Genomic DNA, 23,828 nt, shown 5'->3' on the forward strand with positions numbered 1-23,828 from the left:
TAAGTCTAGTCTACCCTTAATAAAAAAATGAACGATACTTTTTTAAGAGCACTTTTGCGACAAAAATGTGAGTACACACCTATATGGCTTATGCGTCAGGCTGGACGTTATCTTCCCGAGTATAGAGCTACTCGAGAAAAAGCTGGATCTTTTCTTGGGCTTGCAAAAAGTCCTGAGTTTGCGTGTGAAGTTACATTGCAACCAATCGACAGGTTTAATCTTGATGCAGCTATATTGTTTTCAGATATCTTGATGGTTCCTGATGCTATGGGATTAGGATTGGATTTTGTTGCAGGTGAGGGACCTAAGTTCGCTAATCCTATTAGAGATGAAGAGGATGTTAAAAATCTGAAAGTGCCAGATATGAACGAGCTTAGATATGTTTTCGATGCAGTTAAGCTTATTAGAGGGCAGTTACAGGATAGAGTGCCACTTATAGGATTTGCAGGTTCCCCTTGGACTATTGCCTGTTATATGATTGAAGGTTGCGGTTCAAAAGAGTATCGTCAAATTAAATCCATGATGTATTCTAGACCAGAGCTTTTACACTCTGTTCTTGAAATTTGTGCTCAATCTACTGCTCAGTATTTAATAGAGCAAGTTAAAGCAGGGGCACAGGCTATCATGATTTTTGATAGTTGGGGTGGGGTTCTAGCTCATGGCTACTACCAAGAATTCTCACTCAAATATATGAGATCAGTGCTTGATACGTTACGTGGGTTTCTAAATTCAAACGAGCACAAAGGCGTGACTGTTCCTGTAATAGCATTTACAAAGGGTGGAGGTCTTTGGCTGGAAGATATGGTAGATGCAGGATTTGATGCACTGGGGTTAGATTGGACTGTTGGTCTAAGTGATGCCCGTCGTAGAGTCCAGGACAGAGTTGCCCTTCAGGGTAATTTAGATCCCATGGCTTTATTTTCCGACGAAAAATCTGTAAGAGCACAAGCTAGAAATGTAATAGATGATTTTGGACCTGTTGCTTCTGGGGGACATGTGTTTAATTTAGGGCACGGAATCTCCCAATTTACAAACCCCGATATAGTGGAGGCTCTTGTGGATGAGGTCCATAATTACAGCAAATCAAAGCATTTGTAATAAAGTTATCCACAGGTAAAATTTTGCTTAAGTTAGCACAACTACTTTAAGTGATTAATTATATAGGCTTTGTAACCCATTGATTTTATAGATTAATTTATTTGTCAAGAAAAAAATTTTGTAGATTTCGAGATTATTGTAAAACTTTTGTAATAATCATGACTAAGTTATGCCCAAAGTTATCCACAGCATTTGTATCAAACTGAAATACTATAGGAAAGCCTAGATATGGCTAAATCTTGGGCTCGAATTGCGTTAGATGTACCGTTGTTTTCTTTCTTCGACTATATTATTCCAAGTGGTATGAAGGTTGAGCGGGGGCAAAGAGTAATAGTAGATTTTGGAAAAAAAGAGCTTATTGGTGTTGTTGTAAATATTCTGAGTTCATGCGAAATTCCAGAAGATAAGCAAAAACCGTTGAAAGAAGTTATAGATGATTTACCTCCATTTAGTGAAAAATGGCTTAAATTATGTGAATTTGCCGCAAATTACTATATACGTCCCGTGGGTGAAGTGATACTGCCCGTAATAGCCCCTCCACTTAGAAACATAAATTCTTATCGAGGCAAAACAAAAACTAGCCCAGTAGAACGTCTTGATAAACGTAAAATTAAAATAGATTCAGAATATTCACAAAACACTGCACCAGAACTTAATGATGACCAATTGGCAGCGGCTAACTACATCAAATCCATTAAAGGTTACGAAACAGTTGTTTTACATGGGATTACTGGTAGTGGAAAAACTGAAGTATATCTAAATGTAGCTGAGCACATACTTTCAACTGGAAAACAGGTTCTATTTTTAGTCCCTGAAATCAACCTAACTCCTCAATTTGAACAGCTTATACGTCATAGATTCTCAGCTTTATATGGTCAAGATGCCGTGGTTACCATGCATAGTGGCTTATCGGACGGACAACGTTTGAAATCCTGGGTTCGTATGTGCAGACAGGAAGCGAAAATTCTTGTCGGTACTAGAATGTCCATATTTTCCCCCTTTGAAAACATAGGCTTAATTATCGTAGATGAGGAACATGATGCCTCATATAAACAGCAAGATGGACTTCGGTATTCGGCCAGAGACCTAGCCATTTGGCGGGCAAATCAATTAGAAGTTCCCGTAGTCCTTGGGTCGGCAACACCTTCTCTTGAGACATGGAGAAATATGCAAACTGGTCGGTACAAACTACTTTCCCTTAAGAAAAGAGCAAGTTCTGGTAATCCTCCACAGATTCACATACTCAATACTAAAAAGCTTAAATCTATAAATGGTATTGCCCAGCCCCTCTTTAATCTTATTTCAAAAAAATTATCTGATGGTGAACAGGTGATGATATACCTTAATCGAAGAGGATTTGCACCTGTTTTAAGATGCGGAAGTTGTGGATGGGTAAGCACGTGCCCAAATTGCTCAGTGCATACGGTCATGCACAGGAATATCAAAAGAGACTTAAACATACTCCAATGCCATCATTGCGGTTTCAGATCTCATGTGCCACTTTGTTGCCCAGATTGCGGTGAGGTGGATTTGAGTGCACTGGGATATGGCACTCAAAAAATAGAGGAAGGGCTAATTAATCATTTCCCCGATGCAAAAATCCTTAGAATTGATGCTGACAGCACGCGTCTAAAGGGAAGTGCAGAGAGACTATTTACCCAAGCCACTGAGGGTCACGTAGATATAATAATTGGCACCCAAATGCTTGCTAAAGGTCACGACTTTAAAAAATTAAGTTTAGTCGCAGTCTTAAACTCAGATCTTATGCTATATAATGCCGACTTTCGGTCAAGTGAAAGGTTATTTTCCCAGCTTTTACAAGTTGCTGGTCGTGCAGGTAGGCATATCAAAGATGCAAAGGTAGTGGTGCAGACGGAATTTGACAGACACCCAGTATATGATGCCTTAATCGCACAAGACTACGAGCAATTTTCCCAATCTGCATTAGAAGAACGCAAATCTGCAACCCTTCCCCCATACAGCTATCAAATTCTATTTACCGCCCAATCGAAAAAAATATTAAATGCATTGGAATTTTTGGAGCAGGTCGCAAGCATAGGTGCAAACGCAAAATATGAAGACGTGCGGATTTATGATCCAGTTCCATTGCAAATTGTAAGAGTAGCAAATGTAGAAAGGGCACAGCTTTTATTCGAATCCCAGTCCCGAACAAGGCTACACAGTTTGGTTTACGAGATATTGCCACATATAGATAATATAAAATCCTCTAAAATTAGCTATCATATCGAGGTCGATCCACTAACTATCTAAGGTTCATATGTCTGAAATTAAAACAGTTTTACCGCTCCCAAAACCTGCCACTATTGCAATCTACGGAAGGAAAGAGCGTTTTCCTGTCGGTCGCATTTTTTGTATCGGACGTAACTATCAAGAGCATGCTACTGAAATGAGTTACGGTGCGGTCGATAAATCTCAGACTGATCCGATTTTCTTTATTAAATCTGCATGCCACGTTGCACATTTTGAGTCAGGGGAAGTGGGCAAGTTGCCGTACACAAAAGGAACTCAAAACCTTCATCATGAAGTCGAGCTGGTTTTAGCCTTTGGCAATGATATTGCCGACGGTGCCTCCAAAGAGGAAATTCAAGATGCTATTTATGGATACTGTGTTGGGCTAGATATGACCCGTCGCGATTTTCAGTCCATATCTAAGAAGAATGGCTTTCCATGGGACGGTGCTAAGGATTTTGAAGATTCCGTGATACTGGGAGAACTGACAGAAAAGTCCTCTTTGGCTAATCCGTGGATGGATGACGTGGGCATAAAATTATCTGTTAACGATGAAATCCGTCAGGACGGAGATACTTCAGATCTAATCTGGAAAATCGATGAATGTGTCTCCTACTTATCAAAATTCTATAATTTACGGGCGGGAGACTTAATTATGACGGGTACACCAAGTGGTGTGGGTCCAGTTGTGAGAGGTGACGTCTTGAAGGGACAAATCGCTGGATTGCAGGATTTGGTGGTTGAGTATATTTAAGTTTGCTAGAAGTTAATTTGGTGTAAAAATTTTCAATTGCATTTGAAATTTTCCCATACAGTTTTGCGGAGTATTGTGCACTTAATGAAATAGAACAAAACCGTTCGAGTTATGCAAAATATTTGCAAGAGGGAGCACTACCAGAGTTATTTAATTTGTCCTCGCACGAAATGAAGCATAACTATGTTTCTTCCTTAAAAGATACGATTTTATTGCGTGATATCGTTGCACGGTACAAGGTCAAGGATATAAAACTGCTCGAAGATCTGTTTGTATATTTAGTAAACACCGCATCTAGCCTCGTTTCCATAACAAATATCGTAAATTTCTTCGCAACCAAAAAGCGAAAGACAAATTACGAGACACTCTCATCCTACATAAATTATTTCGATAACGCATTCCTGATTCATCGTGCTGAGTGCTATAGCATTAAAGGCAAGGATACGATATCAGGCAATTGTAAGTATTATCTTAACGACCTTTCGTATCGAAATTATCTCTACGTAGCTTATGATTACGTGGTCGGACATTTGTTGGAAAACGCCGTTTATTTGAGCTTACGACGAGCTGGTTTTCGTGTATATGTTGGTTCAATTAAGGATAAGGAAATCAATTTTGTATGTATGAGATCGTAGCTTGTCCTTTATTTCCAAGTTTCCTTTCAGTTATCGCATGAGCCAACTTTAGACAGAGAATATAGTCCCTTAAAAATGATCCCCGATAACTTCGAAAAACTTGTGGTAAGTATGGATGAATTCAAAATCCCATCAAACGAAGGCATAAAGCATATCCCCGCATGGGAGTTGGATATATATCTAGAAGAAAATTTTAAAAATTAATCTAATTTATATAAAATCAAATTAACAGTTTTGTGGCAATGTACATCCCGTCCATTGCAGACAAAGGTGTCTTGCTTAAATTTACAATATGAAAAAACCTGAACTTCTACTACCAGCTGGTGGTTTGGAGCGTATGCGTACGGCTTTCTTTTTTGGAGCTGATGCTGTATATGCTGGCCAACCACGATACTCACTACGTGCTCGTAACAACGAATTTGTCCGCTTCGAAAAGATGGAACAAGCCATAAACGAAGCACACGCATTGGGCAAAAAATTCTACGTCACTTCAAATCTGCTTCCCCACAATTCGAAGCTACGGACCTATTTGGATGACCTTGCTCCTATTATGGAACTTAAGCCAGATGCCTTAATTATGGCGGATCCTGGCTTGATTATGAAGGTAAAAGAGCGATGGCCAGATGCTGTAATCCATCTTTCCGTACAGGCGAACACTACAAATTATTGGGGTGTGCAATTTTGGCAACGCATGGGCATTAGCCGAATTATTTTGTCACGGGAATTATCTTTAGATGAAATCGAGGAAATCCGTCAAGAATGCCCCGACATGGAGCTCGAGGTGTTTGTGCATGGAGCATTGTGTATTGCTTATTCTGGAAGATGCTTGCTGTCAGGATATTTTAATCAACGCGACCCGAATCAAGGTACCTGTACTAACTCTTGCCGTTGGGATTACAAGGTACTGCCAACAGTAGAAAGTGATGCAGGCGATGCAAGGCTTGCACCAGGTGCGGAGAGATTTGGATTTGGTGGGGGTATGTCACTAGATTCAGGATACGGTAGTGGCTTGGAACCTGGAGGTGGTTTTGGTGCTACGGATGGAACCGCTTTTGGGCGTGGCTCAACAGGCGGTGTTGCAGGTGGTCTTGTGGCAGGTAGTGACTCAACAGGCAGCGTGGGTTCGTCAGAGAGCCGTAACTTAACAGGCTCATATTCATCGAATGAATTTCGTGTGCCTTATACTGGTCTTGAAGGATTCGATTTCAACGCAATGCGTGAAGAAGCTGACCAACAATTTGCCTCAGTAGGAGGTGCCCCACGTCATCCACTTGCGGAAAATGTATATCTACTTGAAGAGGGCAATCGCAAAGGCCAGTATATGCCAATAATGGAGGACGAACATGGAACATACATCATGAATTCAAAAGATTTGCGTGCGATTGAGCAAGTAGAACGATTGGTGAAAATCGGAGTCGACTCTCTTAAGGTCGAGGGTCGTACGAAATCTATGTACTACGTGGGTCGTGTGGCAAATGCCTATCGCAGGGCGATTGATGATGCAGTTGCAGGACGTCCGTTTAATCCAGAGCTCTTGGCTGATTTACAGAACATAGCAAATCGTGGTTATACACCTGGCTTCCTCGAGCGTCATCAGACACAAGATTATCAGAATTACTTACACGGGTATTCGGTTTCTCGATTGTCGCAATTCGCAGGGGTGGTGCTTGATGTGGATGATGACGGGTGGGCGACCGTCGAGGTCAAGAACCGTTTCCGCGTGGGTGATAAGATAGAGATAATTCACCCAAGCGGAAACGCCGTGGTTGTGCTCGAGGCGATGGAGATTGACGGGGAGCCCACAGACCTCGCTCCTGGCAATGGTCGTGAAGCACGCATCCCGAATATGCATGGGAAGAAGGGGGCATTATTAGCTCGGTTGTTGAGCGAGGGCGAGCGAGAGCGGTTAGTGAAGCTGACTGGGGTGAGCGGGGAGTGAGGTTAAATGTAAAACTCGCCCATTTGTGCATTACCTTCGAAATTCAACCCTAATTTTGAATCGTAGTACTTTTCATCCAAATAATAGATCCCTGTGTCGTTAATTGGATGAATTGCTCCCTCATCGAGTAGCATTTTCCATGTGGAAGGGTATAGTGCCACACTAAATTGCTGAGCTTCAATGAGAGTTTCTCTAAACTTTTTAGGATCCCATTCACCACAAAGTATAGCTATTAAATTCACGCCCTTTTCATATGGACATATAACTGATTTTGTAGGTGCATCTATTGATTTGAAATTTTCCGCTGCAATTCTAAAAGATTGTTTGAGCAAACGGTCATCTAAAGCTTTGCGATAAATACAATCTGAATTAGCTGACAACAAATCAAGCATTGATGTTTGTTCAGACTCAATTGGGTAAATTAATTCATTTCTTTGGAGTTCATAGTATTGTTTAAAGTATTTGTTAATAGCATCTGGTTTTAATATTTTATGTAAATCATTATTAAATTCATGGAGAACTGCTTGGACACTAACTTTTGCATTTGATATTTCTGGAAGTTTATCTAAATTTTCAAGAACATCAATAATATATAAATTTCCTTTATCCTGTTCTTTGTTCCTGTTACATCTGCCAGCTGCCTGAGCGATACTATCTAATCCAGCAAGCACTCTTATAACTGTTTGGAAGGATATATCAACACCAGCCTCTATTAATTGAGTGCTTATGCAAACAGTCTTTTCATTATTTCGCAATTTTTCTTTTAATTCATTAATAATTGCTTTTCTATGTGAAGGGCATTGATAAGTTGTTAGTGCGTATATATTTTCCAGTGAGTAATTATTTTCTTTAAATTTATTAAATAAATCCAGGACTGTTTTTTTTGTATTGGCAATGAAAAGTATTTTATTTTCGCTATTAGAGATTTCCTTAACAAATGAAAATGTTTTATCGATATCTTTTTTTACACTGTCAAAATGGATGTTTACTCTACTTAAATTATCGTAAAGTTCATCAACTTCATTTAGGTTACCAATTATCTCAGAATCATTGTCAAACTTTAGAGCTCCATTTTCCTTTGGTTCTAGAAGCTCAAGAGGGGGCTGGGTTGCAGTTGATAAAACTATTGAGCTATTGCCATATAGATTAAGCCAATTAATGACGTTGCAAAACAAGTATGTGCATTTTAGGGGAAGACTTTGAATTTCATCGAAAATAATCACAGAATTAGTCATAGGATGAATATGTCTAACACCTCTAGTACCAATGCTAAACCATGAATCTAAAAATTGAACCATAGTAGTAAAAATTATTGGTTTATCCCAATTTGATGAAATTAGCTTGTTTTTCCAAGTTACTTCTTCAGGTTCAATATTTGAGTGATGTTCATGTACCCATTCATCCCCCAAGACTTTTCTAACAACTTGAGCGTTCTGATCAATTATCGAAGTAAAGGGGATTACATATATAATTCTGTCAAGTTTGTGTTCTAAACAATGTTTTAAGGCAAATCTCAAACTTGATAAAGTTTTTCCACCTCCTGTAGGAACTGTAAATTTTAAAATATTTTTAGGTTTAGAGCCACATTCAAAAGCTTTATTTGAAATAGATTCTCTTATTTTTTGTATATCAGATTCAGAAGAAAAATTTTTAAGGTGATTTTCAAGAGTTTTTAGGGCAATATCCCATTCGTAGTTTCTAAATATATTTCTATCTGAGGTACTAGTGTTGCTCTCAAAATCTGCACTATCAATCCTATCGGCATCTATTAAACAGCTAAATAAAAATTTAGTAAGACAACCCAAATAGAATTTTTTTTCAATATAGCTTAGATTATTGCTGTTATATAAGCTTGAAATATGTTTATTGAAAGTATCAAATGATGATTCCTTTAATTCGACAGCTTTTTTTAGTGCAATACTGTTTGAATTAACGGCATTAGATAATGCTGATTGGAAGTTGGTTTCTAGCCTACTCTTTTTGAGTCTATTAAACCAAGTTTTTTCGTTATTATTTATGACATCTATCAAGCCCTTTCCGTGATGAGATGCAATACATATACTTAGTATTTGACCAAGTAAAACATTATTATTACTATTTAAAAAGTGGTCTTTTATCCATTGAGCACCGCAAGTGGAGTGATCCACTCTTGAAATATGAATGTTATTGTTTATTTCAGCGTCATCTTTATCAGAATTGAAGGAATTGTATTTGATGTAATTTTGAAAATTATCTGAAAACTTGCCCAAATCGTGAAGCAAGCCTAATAATGCACCTATTTCCCCTAAGTTTAGTTTTTGAGCAAACTTTTCAGATAAGGAGCCAACATTCATGAGGTGGGCATCAAGAGGTTGGGTAACAGAGTCTAGAGTCCGAGTATGTGCTATAAACATTTATATGATTTCCTAAAAATGGATGTGCAGCCCTAAGGCTGCACGACTCAGATTAAAGTCAATTAAAAATTGTTTAAACACACTTACTTTTTTGCAAGCAAGAGGTTAATTTTAATACTTACCCAGAGCCTAGGTAAATAAAAGGTTAATCCCAATTTCAATTTAGTAATCGATAGAAAAAAATACTTATAAATAATAAAGAAATTTTATTTCCAGAAAGTGATTAAAAATAAGGATTTTCTATGTAAAACAAAATTCGATTTTAAAATCGATTTAGGATTTAGAAGCTACTTTGAATTTTTGCCTGTTAGTGTTGTAACAGTATTGATAAATATACTTAAAAACAAAGCTAGTTGAGTATATTGCATTTAATGTGAGAATGGATACATGGGATACTAGTTAAGCTTTTAAAACAAGTAGACTTGACAGTTATAGATTCAACTATAACTCATTTCTTAATCTGTCGTTTAAACACACAGTCAAGCGAACGTGACTGAACTTTTGAAGTTTACTTCCGAATAAGTAGTTTAGAAGTTTAAACACACAGCCACGCGTACGTGGCTGATCAGTAAGTGCCATTCAACCCGTCCTTCCAGTTAGTTTAAACACACAGCCACGCGTACGTGGCTGACTGGTTCGGTGGTGACCGTATAGTTTCGGCAGAGTTTAAACACACAGCCACGCGTACGTGGCTGACCAATTAGTGCTTTTTCTATTCGATGTTTTTTACGTTTAAACACACAGCCACGCGTACGTGGCTGAGAATTTGGGGTTACACAAGCGATGATTGAGAAAAGTTTAAACACACAGCCACGCGTACGTGGCTGATCAGTAAGTGCCATTCAACCCGTCCTTCCAGTTAGTTTAAACACACAGCCACGCGTACGTGGCTGACTGGTTCGGTGGTGACCGTATAGTTTCGGCAGAGTTTAAACACACAGCCACGCGTACGTGGCTGACCAATTAGTGCTTTTTCTATTCGATGTTTTTTACGTTTAAACACACAGCCACGCGTACGTGGCTGAGAATTTGGGGTTACACAAGCGATGATTGAGAAAAGTTTAAACACACAGCCACGCGTACGTGGCTGAAATGAAGTATATTGTTGGACGAGATTACACAATCGTTTAAACACACAGCCACGCGTACGTGGCTGATTGCATAAAAAATGAAGTGGCATTAATTGCCATAGGTTTAAACACACAGCCACGCGTACGTGGCTGACGACCTTTAAGCAATCGTAAAGTTGGTGACGTTCGTTTAAACACACAGCCACGCGTACGTGGCTGATCTGTTAATTTGCAAGCGTATCCAGTCGAAACTTCGTTTAAACACACAGCCACGCGTACGTGGCTGATCTGTTAATTTGCAAGCGTATCCAGTCGAAACTTCGTTTAAACACACAGCCACGCGTACGTGGCTGACTTGATTCATTTTTTTTGTCCTTTTACTTAATTAAGTTTAAACACACAGCCACGCGTACGTGGCTGACCAAGTTTTACGGTGTACCCATTCGATTATTTGCGGTTTAAACACACAGCCACGCGTACGTGGCTGATTATGGACCGTCGCACTAAGGTCTACTTGGACATGTTTAAACACACAGCCACGCGTACGTGGCTGATCGAGCCATACTTGATAAGCTGTTTTCCAGCGGGGTTTAAACACACAGCCACGCGTACGTGGCTGATTGTAAGCTGAAATAGCTCTGTTAATGAATCTTGGTTTAAACACACAGCCACGCGTACGTGGCTGAACCTTGCGATTGGTGTCTTAGTTAGACTCTCGTCGTTTAAACACACAGCCACGCGTACGTGGCTGACTTGATTCATCTGCAAATCCTCTAATGGACTCTGTTGTTTAAACACACAGCCACGCGTACGTGGCTGACGAACCAATCAGCAACCGTGCTCATATTGTCACGTGTTTAAACACACAGCCACGCGTACGTGGCTGAATCAAGCAGGTGCTAGCATTTCCGCGACATTAGCCGTTTAAACACACAGCCACGCGTACGTGGCTGAATATTATTTTCAACTAACAAGTTTTTAATCTCAGGTTTAAACACACAGCCACGCGTACGTGGCTGAAGGGTTCCCTTGATGCTGTAGTTTCGAACGTTCCGTTTAAACACACAGCCACGCGTACGTGGCTGAATCAAGCAGGTGCTAGCATTTCCGCGACATTAGCCGTTTAAACACACAGCCACGCGTACGTGGCTGAATATTATTTTCAACTAACAAGTTTTTAATCTCAGGTTTAAACACACAGCCACGCGTACGTGGCTGAATGTCATAAAAGTTAAGGCGTGTGAATTACTTGCAGTTTAAACACACAGCCACGCGTACGTGGCTGAATAGATGACCGTGAAATCGATTGATGAGCTCATCGTTTAAACACACAGCCACGCGTACGTGGCTGAGAGAATTAATCAGACAGCCCGAATCTATTCAAGCGTTTAAACACACAGCCACGCGTACGTGGCTGAGAGTTAACAATTAAAATAGTCTCGCAAAATGTATAGTTTAAACACACAGCCACGCGTACGTGGCTGAACCGAAATGGTTGAAGTTAAGGTGGATAGATAATGTTTAAACACACAGCCACGCGTACGTGGCTGAAGCCATCATTATAAATGGCTTTAGTACTTATTCTTAAAGCTTATAATCGCTAAGCTATTAAAGTGATAAGGATTCAAATTAGAACTTTAGCAAAAGTTCAAAAACTATTTGATTTTTAAAGAACAAAAGTATCGCTAATCTTATCTTAGTCTAATGTCAACTAGTGGTTAGCGTTAAAGAATTAAAGGATCCTTGAAAATATCTATCGAAGGTTTTGCACCGTGATGCTCAACCTTTCCCCGCCATTTACTTCCCAAATTGTAAAATCTCAAACTATCCTTTTCAGGGGCGTATAAATCAAGCAAAGTACTCTTTAATTTTATCCACTTTTCTGGGTCTATATCACATTCAAACACCGAGTATTGAACTCTAAGTCCGAAGTTTTGACAGGCATTCGAAATTTTTCTCATTCTTTTAGCACCTGAATTGTCTTTCATATCTACATCATAAGTAATAAGTACTAACATGTTTACCTCATTAAGAAGGGAGGATATTCTTGTAATTCACCTCTTATATGACGAGCCAGCAATTGTGATTGTATATGTGGAATTAACCCTATAGGTATTTTTTCGTTGATATAAGGATGTATGATTAATTCTTGTTTTTTTGATTGGTAAATACTTAAGATTTTTTTTCTTAAATCATCTTTCATCCTAATTGCACCGCTTAGCTCAACCTCAAATCCATTTATATCTATTTGCTTTAGATTTATCATTGTTAGAACGAGTCTATCAACCAACCATGCTCTTAGCTCTTCAAGAATATCTAAACTCAAACTACTTCTCCCTGACCTATCTGAATGCAAAAAACCAACCTGTGGATCTAGTCCTACACCTTGTAAAGCACTTGTTATATCATTAGATAAAACTGAATATAAAAATGAAAGAATGGCATTCACTGGATCAGTCGGAGGTCTTTTAAATCTTCCATTAAATCTAAAGTTTGATGGTTTAAGTATTAAGGTATCAAAGACAGAGAAATACCTTGAAGCTGCATCTCCTTCTAAGCCAAGCAATGATTGTTTAGAAGTTATATTTTTAATATTGTTTAATATAAACGTTAAAGAACCTATTGTTGACTCTATTTCTGAATTATTCGTATGATTCCTTATGAATCTTTGTAAAACACGCTTAGAGGATTGAATCTTAGCAGCAATTATGTTTTTAGCAATCGGCAAAGGGCAGTTATCCGCCATTCTATATTGATTTTTTCTTAGAAGTACGTTTCCATTTTGTTTTCCAACATATCTCCCAAGAAATCTACCATGTTCAGTATATAAACATAAAAGAACATTTTTTTCTCCACAGAAACCAACTAGAAAAGGAGATATTAATACATTGCCAAAGCAGAAAATTTGCCCAATTGAGTGGATAGGAATTTGAGCAACTTTTTTTTTATCAACTTCCAAAACGATTGTATCCCTTTCTTTGTGTAAATAACTACCTTGAGAAGTAACATAAATTGAATTAGTCAATTTCTTCATAAGAACTATCGTAGAGGTTATCAATATATTCTTTAGTTTTATCTAAACTAATTATATTTGGCAAACAAGTGTCATATATAGAGCAAGATTTGCAACTAGAGCAAAGTACAGGATTTGGAGCTTTAGGACTATCAAACAAAATTTGAACTTCGTTTATTAATGAAATGGTTATATCTCTAAGTTCATCGGTAAAACAAACTTTATGTCTAGCTTTATTTAGATCGTACCAAATGTAACCATAGCTGAGTACAACACCTAACATTTCTTCTAAACATAAAGCTTGAGCACAAACTTGAACCTCGTCCATTTCATTTGGTTTAGGCTTTCCTCGTTTATATTCAATGATGGTAATATGATTCATATCTGAATATTCAATCAAATCTATAAGCCCTGACATTTGATATTTATGAGAAACGATTTGAATATTTCTAACTTGTTTTATGTTGTTTCTTGAATCTGAAACTCCAGAATCAACTTTTGAATGTATCAAGTCACCAGAGGCTGTTAGATAGTTTTCAGCCCAAAGCCCCTCAACATAAATTAGGTACGCTTGTCTTTTGCAAAAGGCATAATGTTGAAGGGCTGAGAGTTGAAAATAGGGTTTATCTACCATCTAAAATTTCAGGTTTTAATTCACTGAGATCATTAATGTTAAATGAACCATCTGAATTTACCTCTAAGGATTGATGAACTTTAGCTGAAGAATGCTTACCTAATTTGGAATCGTGTTTCCACCAAATAAGCTTTAATATTTCCATGCTACCCTCAGGTCTCGCAGATGAAGCATCTCCCTCAAACATAGATAACATAGCATTTTTAAGTATGTCTGCATCATCATTAGAAAAGCCTGTTTTTTCAGCTAGCTGAGGTGAAATTGAGCCAAATGATACATAAACAGCTTCATCTATTCTATGTTTCATACCCATAGTATCGGAGCTTTTCTTTTTTCCATCTCCAGATCCGCTAACACTTTTTGTAATCTGTGTAGATGTGATATTAACTGGGTCAACTGAAAATGCAGGTTGAATTGTTACTGGGCCTCTTATTCCTATTGATACACCTTCTGATTCACCTGCTTTCTTTTTTATAGCAAAAACTTGACCGAAAGCTCTGACATCGTACCATTTTTTGCATGCGTTCTCGTAGGCAGTATTACGATCATTAAATCCTCTTTTACCTAATCCATGCTCTTCATCTTCTGCTCTTTTTTCTAGAGTTGTTATACCATCAACATTATTATCATCTGACTGAACAAAAATTTTGAATCCTTCTTCGTTTCCTTTTAGAGCTAAAATCCTATTGCGAATCTTTCTTTTCAAGCATACATCACTGATTTCCCCGAGACCATCAAAATTTACTCTCGGTCTATTACCGTTAAGTGGATCTCCATTTGGATTAGCATTTTTTACTTTTATGATTAAAGCAAAATCAATTTTATTCTCTAAAGTCATTATCTTCTCCTATTAATTTAAAGTTGATTCTTCTGTTGCAACAGTGGTTTCTGAATGAGTATCAGAGCCCTTTCTTTTATAAATTTCATTTAACTGGCAATGGTATCCTAATAAAAATTCAGGACTAAGTGCCTTGTCATTTTTATAGCTTTCTTCATCAAATAGTTCCATAATTTCTCCAATTATTATGTCTGGATTGCCAAATCTATATCTCTTTGAATATATTTTTAGCGAATCGTAAATTACCTTCCAAGTTGTATAGGGTCGAGTAGAGAATCTTTGGAAATATCTCTCCGCAGATGTATCTCTTTTAGAGCCAGGCTCAATATCTTTAATTACTGAATCTTCTACTGCCTGTGCTACGGCCAAGAGCCTACCGTATAGATAATCTCTTGATTTGTTTGTTAAGTTAAGTGACATTTCAACCTCCTTATTTAAGTTTCGAATAGAGTATCCTTTGTAAATTGAGCAAGCCAAGGATATGTTTTTTCTGCGTTTAAAATTGTCATATTTCAATGGGTTGCATGCATTATGAAAAGCTTTAGAAACCAAGTCCCATGGAATTTGTAAATTGTTAATTTGTATTGGGATTAGGTTTGATAAAATGGAAGTTTTTAAAGTAGTGGATTCGTTTCCATATAGTTCGTTAACTATAATCCATGGTGAAGGGCTGAATTCATATGCTTCACCCTTAATAGAAAAAGTCCATGACAAATCCTCAATCCATTTGTTTATATTCCTCAAATAGTCATCTTTAAGCATTTCTCGAAAGTAGAGTATTGATCTCCTACCAGGAGAAGCAGATTTAAAGATGATTATTGAAATCTTATCGCTGTCAGATAAGTTATTACTAAAACCAGCAAGTTTTTCTTTTAGTTTTTTAGATGCTTGAAATCCATAAGAAGAAGTCCAATCAGGTTCACTGTTCGTTTCTTCATCATCAAAAGGATTTGAAGGTTCTTCAATTTCTAAAGTTGGCAATACTATAGGTTTTAAATTTAAATTAGCCCAAGAAATTATTTCAATGTTATCGTAAGTAAAAGATTGACCCCTCTCTTTTAGCCATCTCAACATAGCGTGCAATTTATAAGAGGCTTCAACTGAAATTGTCGCTGCTTCGTGAGCTTCTATTGCTCTTCCTCTGTATGTGAAGCCTTTTGAATCATTAGATGAAATTATTTTTTCTCTGTCCCCTGCGTTCGAAATTTTGCAAGAGTAACTTGTAGAATAAGTTTTGTTTTCGCCATAATAAAAACAGAATTTATTGTCAAGTTTTGTTGAACAAAAGTCGATCCAAGAGGAAATTAAATTTTCATCACTCCACGATTGATATGAGTTGCCTGCAGAGTCAATTACTGACCACACTACAAATAATTTATCAACATCACCCTTCTCAGTTAAGGAATAAATTAATTTTTGTTCCTCTGAGATAGCGAGTACATTGTTGTTTAACAGGTCTTTAATTAGAGATTTTTTATTTACATATTTGTTAATAGCTTGGAGAACTTTATAACTTTCAGTTTTGCTCCACTGACCTATTAACTCTAAATATTTGGAATTCTTTTCTTCAAATTTATTTACTTCTTTAGGTGTGGAAAAATAGTCTTTTAGATCTCCAGCAACATAGCCAAGATTATCAGCGAGTGGGTGTGGTTCGGTGCCACTAGTTCTGGAATCGGACTGGGGTGTTACAGGAATTAAATAAGAGTTATTTTTGCTTTCTGAAGAAATTGATTCTACTGATTTGAAATTTCCGTCTATATCAATTGTTACTATTAAATCAACTTTCTGTTTGTTGTGCAGAATGGGTGTTAATGGTTCAATCTTCTTGGATTCGTTTATATTGGATTTTATATCTTGATCAATAAAATCATATGCTTCTACTAAAGAACTAATCCAACTCATTTTTACTCCTCTTTCTCTGAATAGAGATTATTAGTATTGTTTATGCTTTCTTCCCCAAAACATTTAGTAGGTCTCATTTCTCTTATGAAATTGAGTTTTAATTTAGGGTCATTAATTTCTGGAAAGGAAATAATCCCCTTTTTCATTTCAGCTGACCAGAATCTGTTTATTAATTTATTTTCCCCAGTTTCTTCAGGATATCCGTAACTGTGAAACATATTCCCAAAAGTTAAATCTGCATCATCATAAAAGCCATTCCCTGAATTAAATTCACAAGGTTCAACATAGCCCTGGCATTCTCTTGAGCCTAAGAAAATATCTTGACGGCCTCCTCTCTCCAACATCCTTTTGGCAATGGATGAGTGCTTCTCAGTATTTCTATCTTTTTCGAGTTCTACCCAATTTTCATTCCATGTGAAATGTGCTAGAACTTGATATTCAACGTTTGTTAGATATGTGTAGTAGGATAGGCTGTTTTCGTCAACGTTCCACTTTCTAGGCTTCATTGACTTACTAGCCATTTTGATTGGATTAATAATTCTTATTTTGTCAATATGCCAAATAAAAGTCGGTTTCCAATATATACTTTTAACTATACCTTTTATAGCTTCATAAGTTGGAACTTGATATGTAAATTTTTCGCCACCTAACTTAGTAAGTGGGTCAGTGAATAAGGCTTCTCTTCCCCATACTTTAAAACTTAAGTAATTTGATTCCATGTTGCATCTCCACAAGAACTTTTTTATATGATAGGAGATATGGCATTAAATGTAAAGTTAATTATAAATTAAAGTTAAATTTGTTGTATTTAATTCATAAGTACTTATATCTAGGTTCAGCGAAGTTTATACCTTGTGCTCTTTCAAATTAAGAATATTGCACATAAGAGGGTTTAGTGGATATAGCCCACACCTGGCCATTTGCAATTTGCTATTGTTTTTTGAAAATGTTCTATAAACTACAGGTATTTCTCAAAAGTAAAAAATAAGAGAATTAAGTTCAAAAATAAACAGGCTTTTTCCAAATTACTAAACTGAAAAGAAAGTGGCATATTTATCAATACTAGATGGTAGAAGATAAAAGACCATGCCAATTTGGAATTAGAGATATGATTAGAATCAATTCTGTCTTATGATTGAAGATAGAATTACAAATTATCTATATACCATTTACTCAAAACATTTACGGGTAACTAATTAACTCTCTTTCAATAAATAAAAATTAGCTCACCATCCTTTTTTTCCATCTTCTACAGCCTTGTGAACTTTGCCGTTTTACCAGTTGAGGGGCAACGGAGGGTGAACCTCATACTAAATCTTCTTATTGATTTAAATTGATCTGATATACCTATATTAACGACCCCGTCTATAACGGTAGACATTATATATATAACACCCTTAGCCATGAAAACTCCATAAATCTTTTGTGATTAGTTGAAACAAATTAATAATCATGAAACATCTTCAATATTATATTGAAACATATAAGTCTTTGTGGTGTAAGTATTTTTAAAACTTAATTGGAGGATAGGGATGTAAAGCAAAAATAAAATTTTGGATTCTTGGATATTGGTTGAGCAATTGTCAGAAGGCGAAATTAAGCCTAAAGACTATTCAATACTCTCGAACTTAGATAGTGCAAATTATTTTAATTCGTTTAAAAAAGAAATCAATAAAATTCAAGGAAAAAATCCTATATTTGCACTTCTCTTGAACTTCATAACATTTGAAGAATTAAACAAGATTCTTAAATTAGAGCCAAGTGAAGAAGCTTATAAATTTGATAATAAATTTTCTTTAGCACTTTGTTTTGATAAAGAATTAAAACTGATGCCAGAAGAGATTTTTGTAACTGTTTCATCTTATATTAAAAATAAGAATGCAATTCCATCGCTAGGTGAATTTGAGGATTATGAAAATAAATTAAAAGAGTTTATCTCTAGCTTATTTTTAACTGAAAATATAGTCAATTATGAAGAAGTTTTTAATGAAGATATTAATAAGCTTTTTCATAAATTTAAGGTTGATACAGATAAAAGTGGGTTTAAAACATATCCATCCATAGAAGGGGCAAATACAAATTTGCATTCTTTTTTCATAAAGGATCTTCAAAAAGCGAAAGACCTTAGTACTAGAAATTTAGACGATTATTTAATCGATAATTTAGATGCACGTTTGCGTCAAAGAGTTAACTTAGCAACAAGAGTTGAGTCGGATGATTTTGATGAAAAAACTTTAAATACTTTTCTCGAAATATTACAACCAAAAAATTATCCTATATCTAGATTTCCTTCTTCTCCTAAATACGCTTTGAGTTTAATGCAACAGGTTGCGGTTAATTTATCTGTTCATGATGACAGTAATACAATTAGAAGTGTAAATGGACCTCCAGGCACTGGCAAAACCACTTTGTTAAAAGATATTTTTGCTCATTTAGTGGTTGAACAAGCAAAGGAAATATGTTCACTGAGTAATAAGAAAATAGAGGGTTCAGAGACCACAAAGTATTCTGATACTAAGTCTATAGGTGTACTGCCAAAGCAAATTTCTGATAGAGGCATAGTAGTAGCCAGTTCAAACAATGGAGCTGTTAAGAACATTGTTGATGAACTTCCAAAAATTGAGTCAATTGCTGATGAATTTAAAGATGCTATTCTACATGTTGATTACTTCAAAGACATAGCTAATTTAAGAGAAAATTCTGATAATGATCAAAGTGAAATAATCAACTCAAAAAGCGGTAATAACTGGGGACTATTTTCAAAAGAAGGAGGTAAAAAAGCTAATATCAATCAGATTTTAAGTGCCCTTGATGGCGTCATAAAAGATTTGAAAAACAATCCAAATCCTAACTCAAATGCTTATGAAGAGTTTAGAAAATATCTCAAAGAAATCAGCGAATTCATAGTTAAAAAACAAAAGGAATTTGAACATCTTAAAAAACAAAAATTCTTTTCAAAAGATATATTAAAGCAATTTCACAATGAAGGAATTAAGTTAAAAAACCCTGACAGTATTGTTAATAATGCTATGGCTTGCAAAACTGAGCTTGAGAAAGTTCGTAAAAATATAGCGAAAGAACGCGAAACTTTTAGCTTGAAAAACTTGCCTCAGCCAAAATGGTACGATTTTTGGAGTAATGAAAGGAAAGAATTAAACAATTTAAAAAGTGAACATAATAAAAAACTCGAACCTTTACAGAAACAAAAACAAGAACTATTGGCTCGCTTTAATTACTTAAAGCAAGTTCATAAAATAGCTTCTGTGGCAAACAAAAACATACTTGATTTTACTGATGACTATGATTCATTGCATCTAAGTAATCCCTGGTTTGATGCTAAATTCAGAGAAATGCAGTCAAACTTATTTATAAGTGCATTAAAAGTTAGGAAGCAATTTCTTTTAGAAAATGTGGATAATCTTGAAGCGGCTCACAATATTTGGAAAGAACAACTATATAAACCTAATTCTAAATTTTTGAACGATGTGGTTATTACTCAAGCGTGGAATTGGATTAATTTAACTATTCCAGTGATAAGTACAACTTTTGCAAGTGTTTCCACTATGTTCAAAAATCTAGACAATGAGGTTATAGGTAATTTATTCATAGATGAAGCTGGTCAAGCTCTTCCGCAGGCTAGCGTTGGTGCAATATTTAGAAGCAAAAAAGTTCTTGCTGTGGGTGATCCAGCTCAAATTAAACCCGTTCTCACATTAGATCCTGTGATACTTGAGAAAATCAGAGAAAAATATAATGCAGGTAAACTTGATATTCCTGAGACTTATCTTTCTGAAAATTCTTCAACTCAAACATTGATTGACAGAATTAGTAAATATGGCTTTAGAAAGAATGGTGAAGATGATAACTGGATTGGCATACCACTTTGGGTTCATCGTAGATGTAAATCTCCGATGTTCGAAATCTCAAATCAAGTATCCTATGATGGAAATATGGTGCAAGGGAAAACTGATGATAAACCTGGCATAGCCGAGTGGTACGACGTTACAGGTTCTGCAGATGATAAATACGTAATGGAGCAAGGCAAATTTTTGGTTGAAAAGCTAAAAGAATTAGAAGGTAATAAAGACTTTTTTGTTATTTCCCCTTTCAAAAATGTAGCTCAAAAACTTATTGAAAGACTGAATTCTGAAGGCCTCGTTAGAAGGGATAAAAATGGAAAAGTAACAAATATTGGCACTGTTCATACATTTCAGGGCAAGGAAGCTCCTGTTGTATTTCTTGTTTTAGGGGCAGATGAAAGAAGTAAAGGTGCTGCAAATTGGTCTATGGGTAGTAATCATCCTAATATTATGAATGTCGCTGCAACACGTGCTAAAGAGGAGTTTTATATTATCGGTAATAAAAAATTGTATCAGGGATTAGAGAGTAGGGTCGTTGATACAGCAATAGAAGAAATCGAAAAATTCAATAATAGAAAATAAATAATAAATATTTAACATCTTCTCCACATCCCACACCCCACATAATAAGTGGGGTTTTTTCATCTTAAATTTCTTTCTCAATGCTCAAGGAATCTCTCCCACAAATTAGCCATTTCAAAGCTCACCAACACATCAACCCCACCATTCGTGAAACCTCACCCCAACCTATGGTAAACCCTAATATATTGCCCTAATATTAATTAATATTATTGTTTAAGAAATTTTCTTGGAGGATATTTCATGAATTTTAAGAAATCTTTGTTAAGTATTGCCGTGGCTGGCATTGCCACTTTGGGTGTGGCTCAGGCGGCAAATGTACCTGCGGGCACGGAACTTGCTCCTAAGCAGGAGCTTATCTGGAATAACGGTGCGAATCCAGCTTCATTCGATCCGCATAAAATCGAAGGCGTCCCTGAGGGGAATGTGGCACGTCAAGTATTCGAGGGGCTTGTTACTTCGGACGAAAAGGGCCAATTAAGACCAGGCGTGGCTGTGAGCTGGGAGCATAGCGATGACTTTAAAACTTGGACATTCCATCTTCGTAAGGATGCGAAATGGTCTAACGGCGATCCAGTTACTGCACACGACTTTGTATATGCATGGCAGCGTCTTGTAGACCCTAAGACGGCATCGCCATATGCTAGTTACGTTGAATTCCTAAAACTTAAAAACGCTAAGGATATTCTTGGGGGTAAAAAACCAATTACCGATTTAGGCGTTGAGGCTAAGGATGATTACACTTTAGTTCTAAACTTAGATGAAAGCGTAGGCTTTGCGGACAAACTTTCTGAGCACTACGTTTTATATCCAGTAAATAAAAAAGTAGTAGAGAAGTTTGGGGATAAATGGACAGCTCCAGAAAACTTTGTTGGCAATGGGGCCTTTAAAATCGAATCTTTCACAGTAAATGACAAAACTGTATTAACTCGTAATGAAAATTATTGGGATAATAAAAATACAGTTTTAGATAAGATTACTCTATTGGCTATTGAAAATTCTGCAACTGACGTTCAGCGCTATCGTGCTGGAGATGAGGACATTACTAACTCAAGCCTTCCTGTAGAGCTATTTTCAAAATTGAAGAAAGAGTTACCAGAGGAGCTTAAGGTTAATCCAACTTTATGTACTTATACATACGAATTTAATAATGAGAAAGCTCCATTTAATGATGTAAGAGTGCGTAAGGCTCTTTCGTATGCAATTGATCGAGATATCATAACTACTAAGATACTTCAGGCTGGTCAGAAATCCGCATATGGATTTACACCTCCTTATATCGGTGGTGGTGATAAATTAACTAAACCAGAATGGGCTTCTTGGGATGCGAAAAAGCGCTATGTAGAGGCTGAGAAGCTCCTAAGTGAGGCTGGATATAGTAAGAGCAAACCGCTTAACTTTACTATCCTTTATAACACTAACGATAACCACAAAAAACTTGCAGTAGCTGTAGGTTCTATGCTTAATAAAAACCTTGGTGGTGCAGTTAATGTTAAGTTAGAAAATCAAGAGTGGAAGACATACCTCGATAACCGTAAGGCGGGTAAGTTTGATGTGGCTAGGGCTGGTTGGTGTGCTGACTATAATGAAGCGACAACCTTCTTGACTTATTTCTTATCTGATAGCTCCAACAATAAAGCCTTTTATAAAAGTGCTGAGTATGATGGTTTAGTTAATGGTAGCTATTCTGCAAAAGATGACGTAGCTCGTTCTGAAGCATACGCAAAAGCAGAAGCAGTATTAAACAAAGACACTCCATTTGCCCCTGTTTACTACTACGTTGATCCTCAACTTGTAAAACCTTGGGTTCAGGGATTTGCATATTCACACCCAGCTAAGAACTACTACTTGAAAGATGTTTATATAATTAAACACTAATCTTTTTTTAACCTGCCCATCGATTCGATTGGTGGGCAGATTTTTGTAGTATCTAATATTAATGATTAAATTTATCTTCCGTCGTATATTGGAAGCGATACCAACTCTTTTTGTTCTGATTACGGTATCGTTTTTTCTTATGCGCCTTGCACCAGGTTCTCCTTTTACTAGCGAAAAGGACTATCCGCCTGAAGTCATGGCAAATATTAATGCAAAGTATGGTCTCGATAAGCCCTTGCTAGTTCAGTACGGGAATTATCTAAACGACCTCGCCCATGGGGATTTTGGTCCATCTTTTAAATATAAAGACCATTCTGTAAATGAATTGGTTGCAAAAGCATTTCCAGTTTCATTGAAATTAGGGATTTTGGCTTTTATTATTGCAAAGCTAATCGGCATAACAGCAGGTATTTTAGCGGCTCTTAAGCAAAATAAGTGGTTAGACTATTTCATCATGACCTTTTCGATGACAGGAGTTGTATTGCCAAATTTTGTTATTGCCCCCTTGCTCGTGCTGTTTTTTGCTATATTTTGGAAGCTTTTGCCTTCAGGAGGGTGGAATGGGGGTGCTCCGCTATATATGATTTTGCCTATATTTGCACTTACCGTGTCCACAATCGCAGGTACCGCTCGGATTATGCGAGGATCTATGATTGAGGTACTGCATTCTAACTACATACGCACTGCAAAAGCGAAGGGCTTGCCTATGAGGCATATTATTATTAAGCATGCCTTGAGACCCGCTTTATTGCCTGTTATCTCGTATCTTGGTCCTTCTTTTGTGGCTATTATTACGGGTTCCATGGTGATTGAAAGTATTTTTAGTATTCCTGGCATTGGGCAACTATTTGTTCAGGGTGCGATTAATCGCGATTACTCTTTAGTTATGAGTTTAACGATTTTGGTAGGCACATTGACCATCACATTTAATGCGGTCGTCGATATTTTGTATGCCTTCATCGATCCTAAACTTCGTTATTAG

General features: G+C 36.7%; 15 protein-coding genes and 1 CRISPR repeat array. Of the genes, 8 read left to right on the plus strand and 7 right to left on the minus strand.

The features are described from left to right. Positions 1-27 precede the first annotated feature (27 nt). From hemE to KUI_RS01080, 5 genes are all read left to right on the plus strand, one after another. On the plus strand, positions 28-1,098 hold the full coding sequence (hemE, locus tag KUI_RS01065) for a uroporphyrinogen decarboxylase (protein ID WP_014840095.1): 1,071 nt from the start codon (positions 28-30) through the stop codon (positions 1,096-1,098). 228 nt (positions 1,099-1,326) lie between these two features. Continuing rightward, entirely contained in the window at positions 1,327-3,369 is a 2,043-nt protein-coding gene (priA, locus tag KUI_RS01070; protein WP_014840096.1) for a replication restart helicase PriA, read from the plus strand. Between the two features lie 7 nt (positions 3,370-3,376). Continuing rightward, complete coding sequence (locus tag KUI_RS01075; protein WP_014840097.1) at positions 3,377-4,102, plus strand: fumarylacetoacetate hydrolase family protein; 726 nt, start codon at positions 3,377-3,379, stop codon at positions 4,100-4,102. 122 nt (positions 4,103-4,224) lie between these two features. Next, positions 4,225-4,737: a DUF4143 domain-containing protein gene (locus tag KUI_RS08105; RefSeq protein WP_014840098.1), complete on the plus strand. Its 513-nt coding sequence runs from the start codon at positions 4,225-4,227 to the stop codon at positions 4,735-4,737. A 292-nt stretch (positions 4,738-5,029) separates the two neighbouring features. Next, positions 5,030-6,676, plus strand: a complete 1,647-nt coding sequence (locus tag KUI_RS01080; protein ID WP_014840099.1) for a peptidase U32 family protein — start codon at positions 5,030-5,032, stop codon at positions 6,674-6,676. Positions 6,677-6,678: 2 nt separating this feature from the next. On the opposite strand, the gene KUI_RS01085 is transcribed toward KUI_RS01080, so the two are convergent. The 7 genes from KUI_RS01085 to cas5c all read right to left on the minus strand — a co-directional run bounded on the left by KUI_RS01085 (position 6,679) and on the right by cas5c (position 17,248). Beyond that, on the minus strand, positions 6,679-9,069 hold the full coding sequence (locus tag KUI_RS01085; protein WP_044953910.1) for a CRISPR-associated helicase/endonuclease Cas3: 2,391 nt from the start codon (positions 9,067-9,069) through the stop codon (positions 6,679-6,681). A 465-nt stretch (positions 9,070-9,534) separates the two neighbouring features. After that, positions 9,535-11,690: direct repeats of the CRISPR family, unit length 32 nt; unit sequence GTTTAAACACACAGCCACGCGTACGTGGCTGA. A gap of 173 nt (positions 11,691-11,863) precedes the next feature. Further along, the gene (cas2, locus tag KUI_RS01090; RefSeq protein WP_014840101.1) at positions 11,864-12,157 is read right to left on the minus strand and encodes a CRISPR-associated endonuclease Cas2; all 294 of its coding nucleotides are present in this window, start codon (positions 12,155-12,157) and stop codon (positions 11,864-11,866) included. Between the two features lie 2 nt (positions 12,158-12,159). Further along, positions 12,160-13,173, minus strand: coding sequence for a type I-C CRISPR-associated endonuclease Cas1c (gene cas1c, locus KUI_RS01095; protein WP_044953912.1), 1,014 nt, complete (start codon positions 13,171-13,173; stop codon positions 12,160-12,162). Further along, a complete protein-coding gene (gene cas4 / locus KUI_RS01100; protein ID WP_014840103.1) occupies positions 13,157-13,786 on the minus strand; it encodes a CRISPR-associated protein Cas4 in 630 nt (209 codons plus the stop codon). Before cas4 ends, cas1c begins: the two co-directional genes overlap by 17 nt. Beyond that, positions 13,776-14,624 (minus strand): type I-C CRISPR-associated protein Cas7/Csd2, encoded by an 849-nt coding sequence (gene cas7c / locus KUI_RS01105; protein ID WP_014840104.1) that lies wholly within the window; start codon positions 14,622-14,624, stop codon positions 13,776-13,778. Before cas7c ends, cas4 begins: the two co-directional genes overlap by 11 nt. Positions 14,625-14,636: 12 nt before the next feature. After that, positions 14,637-16,529, minus strand: coding sequence for a type I-C CRISPR-associated protein Cas8c/Csd1 (cas8c, locus tag KUI_RS01110; protein WP_014840105.1), 1,893 nt, complete (start codon positions 16,527-16,529; stop codon positions 14,637-14,639). A gap of 2 nt (positions 16,530-16,531) precedes the next feature. Then, complete coding sequence (cas5c, locus tag KUI_RS01115) at positions 16,532-17,248, minus strand: type I-C CRISPR-associated protein Cas5c (protein WP_014840106.1); 717 nt, start codon at positions 17,246-17,248, stop codon at positions 16,532-16,534. 861 nt (positions 17,249-18,109) lie between these two features. Here cas5c and KUI_RS01120 point away from each other — a divergent pair. From KUI_RS01120 to oppB, 3 genes are all read left to right on the plus strand, one after another. Further along, a complete protein-coding gene (locus tag KUI_RS01120; protein ID WP_126476007.1) occupies positions 18,110-20,971 on the plus strand; it encodes an AAA domain-containing protein in 2,862 nt (953 codons plus the stop codon). A gap of 240 nt (positions 20,972-21,211) precedes the next feature. Then, entirely contained in the window at positions 21,212-22,846 is a 1,635-nt protein-coding gene (locus tag KUI_RS01125; RefSeq protein ID WP_013522000.1) for an ABC transporter substrate-binding protein, read from the plus strand. Positions 22,847-22,907: 61 nt separating this feature from the next. Beyond that, positions 22,908-23,828 carry an oligopeptide ABC transporter permease OppB gene (gene oppB / locus KUI_RS01130; protein WP_013522001.1) on the plus strand — a complete coding sequence of 307 codons (921 nt, stop codon included), beginning with the start codon at positions 22,908-22,910 and terminating at the stop codon, positions 23,826-23,828.

It is taken from the genome of Taylorella equigenitalis ATCC 35865, from assembly GCF_000276685.1.
Lineage (GTDB): Bacteria > Pseudomonadota > Gammaproteobacteria > Burkholderiales > Burkholderiaceae_B > Taylorella > Taylorella equigenitalis.